2 protein-coding genes are annotated in these 2665 nt (G+C 68.9%); both read left to right on the top strand.

Features of this window, described 5'->3' with window-relative positions:
• Positions 1-19 precede the first annotated feature (19 nt).
• Complete coding sequence (locus FJY88_13365; protein ID MBM3288315.1) at positions 20-823, top strand: tetratricopeptide repeat protein; 804 nt, start codon at positions 20-22, stop codon at positions 821-823.
• On the top strand, positions 823-2601 hold the full coding sequence (locus tag FJY88_13360) for a protein BatD (GenBank protein ID MBM3288314.1): 1779 nt from the start codon (positions 823-825) through the stop codon (positions 2599-2601). Before FJY88_13365 ends, FJY88_13360 begins: the two co-directional genes overlap by 1 nt.
• Positions 2602-2665: the final 64 nt, after the last annotated feature.

Raw genomic sequence — 2665 nt, 5'->3', positions numbered from 1 at the left:
TCGAGGGGCTCTTGGTCGGATGGAGGCGGAAGCCATGAGGAGAGGCATCCTTGGGATCGTCCTGCTCGCGGCGTCGGCCGCGGCTGCGCATGCCGGGACCGGCGAGAGCGCCTATAAGCGGGGAGATCTCGACGAAGCACGGAAGGTCTACGAGGAGGCGCTGCGGCGCGAGCCGGGCGACGCCCGGGCGCGCTACAACCTGGGGAATGTCGAATACAGGATGCAGCAGCTCGAGGCGGCGCAGCAGGCCTTTCAAGCCGCCCAGGCGGCAGCCGACGCATCCCTTCGAGCGAGGGCGGCCCACAACCTCGGCAACGCACGCCTTCTCGCGGGCGACCTTCAGGGCGCGATCGCCGCATATGAGCAGTCCTTGAAGGAGATGCCGGGAAGCCCGGACACGAAGTTCAATCTCGAGATGGCGCTGCGTCTCCGGGAGTCCCCCCCGCAGCAACAGCAGCAGCAGCAACAACAGCAACAGGAAGGATCCCAGGATCAGAAGAGCCGGCCGGAGCAGTCGCAGGAGCAAGAGCAGGGCGCGGAGGCGGACGGCGGGGAGCGGCGGGATCCCTCGCAGGGGCAAGAGTCGGAGCCGCGCCAGGATCGCGGCGGCGAGGAGAGAGAGCAGGACTCGCATCCCGCGCCCCAGCAGGCGGCTGGGGAGGAGGATCGCCCGCCGCCATCGTCATCTCGGGGGAGCCCGGGCGAGTACACGCAGGAGGAGGCCGAACGGATCCTGGACGGTCTTGCGGATGAGGAGCGTCGTCTGCTCGCCGACCGGATGCGGTCGCTGGGGAGAAACCTCCGCGTCGAGAAGGACTGGTGATGACTCTGCCGCGCTCTCTCATCGCCCTCCTCGCGCTCCTCCTCGCCGCGACATCGGCAAGCGGCGAGGTCCGCGTCAGCGGCTCCATCGATCCGCAGGCGATCGGCGTCGGCGAGAGCGCCGTGATGACGATCACGATCGAGGGCGCATCCTCGGTCGAGGGGAAACCGTCCCTGAGATCGCCCGATGGATTGAGAATCCGCGAGGGGGGCGAGAGCCGGAGCTTCTCGCTCGTGAACGGGCGTCTCTCCCAGTCGATCCAGCAGCAGTACATACTGACTCCGTTGAGAGAAGGGGAATTCGCGATCGGGCCGTTCGAGGTGCGGGTGTCGGGCAGGGCCTACCAGATAGGTCCCCTCCGATTGAGCGCGGTCTCGGGGGGCGGAGCCGGTCCGTCGACTCCGCGATCCGCGCCGCCCAGCGGCGGGGGGCAGAGGGAAGAGGACCGTTCCACGCCGCCCATCGCAGTGGAGATGATCGTAGATCCGGACGACCCGTATGTCGGCGAGCAGATCACGGCTCGGATCTCCTTCCTGCGGCGTTACGACGCTTCCGTGCTCGACGCCCGCTTCGTTCCGCCTGATACGGAGGGGTTCTGGAGAGAGGAGATGCCTCCGGAGCGGCGAAGCCGCAGGGAACGGGGAGGGACCCCCTATGAAGCCACCGATGTTCTGCTGGCTCTCTTCCCCACGAGGGCGGGGGATCTGAAGATCTCCCCCGCGGCCGTCCAGGTCCGCTACAGGGACCCCAGGGCGCGGGGAGGATACGATCCCTTCTCTTTCTTCGGCTTCAGGGGAGCGGAGCGGGAAGCGGAGATCCCATCGAAGGCGTGCGCCGTGCGGGTGAGGTCCCTTCCCCCGGGGGCGCCGTCCTCCTTTGCCGGCGCCGTCGGCGACTACGAGATCCGCGGGAGCCTCGATCGCGACACGGCCATCCAGGGAGAGCCGGTCACCTGGATCGTGGAGATCGTCGGCGAGGGAAACATCGCCGCCCTCGAGGGCCCCCGCTTTCCGGAAGTCGTCGGCTGCAGGGGCTATGAGGCCGGGAGCGAGGCCGAGACGACGCGCGGCAACGATCGGATCGGCGGGCGCAAGCGCTTCTCACGCGTGCTCGTTCCCGAGATCGCGGGCTCGCTCAATCTTCCATCGATCGAGTGGGCCTACTTCGATCCGAAAGAGGAGCGTTACCGCGTCGTGGAGACCTCGCGGAGAACCGTTCGAGTCGAGCCCGCGAAGGCCGGGACAGGGGACCTCTCGACCGAGCGCCTCGGAGGGGCGATCAGGGGTTCTCGAACGAGGACCAGGCTGACCCCACTCTCCGCGGAGCGACCCTGGACCCGCACGGGCTTCTGGCTCTTGCAGGCGATCCCGGTGGCCGGTCTCGCAGGATCCCTCGCGCTGCGCCGGAGGCGGGAGGAGCGGAGGCGCGATCCGGAAGGCTTCCGAATGAGGCGCGCTCCGCGGCGCCTGAGGGAGGCCCTCCGCTCCGTCGCCGCCGAAACGGAGGATCCCTGGGGCATGCTGGCGCGTTCCCTCGAGAGCTACCTGGCCGATCGCTATGGCGCGGAGGTCAGAGGAATGACCCGCGAGAGTCTCGGCGCGCATCTCGTCTCCAGAGGCGCTCCTTTCGAGATCGCCCAGCGGCTCAGCGCCCTCCTGGGCCGGGCTGACTCCCTTCGCTACACGCCGGCGACGGATCAGGCGGCCGCCGGAATCTATGAAGCCGTTCGAGAGGTCCTCGAGTGTGCCGCGCGCCTGGGCCGGAGGGACCGTGGCTGAGCGCGGAAGAGGCCGACCTGCGGGTGGCGGACGCCGGCTTCGGCCGCTCTTGGCGGCGACCCTT

Source organism: Candidatus Eisenbacteria bacterium (assembly GCA_016867495.1).
Taxonomy (GTDB): Bacteria; Eisenbacteria; RBG-16-71-46; order CAIMUX01; family VGJL01; genus VGJL01.
This window is presented reverse-complemented; position numbering and strand designations above follow the sequence as displayed.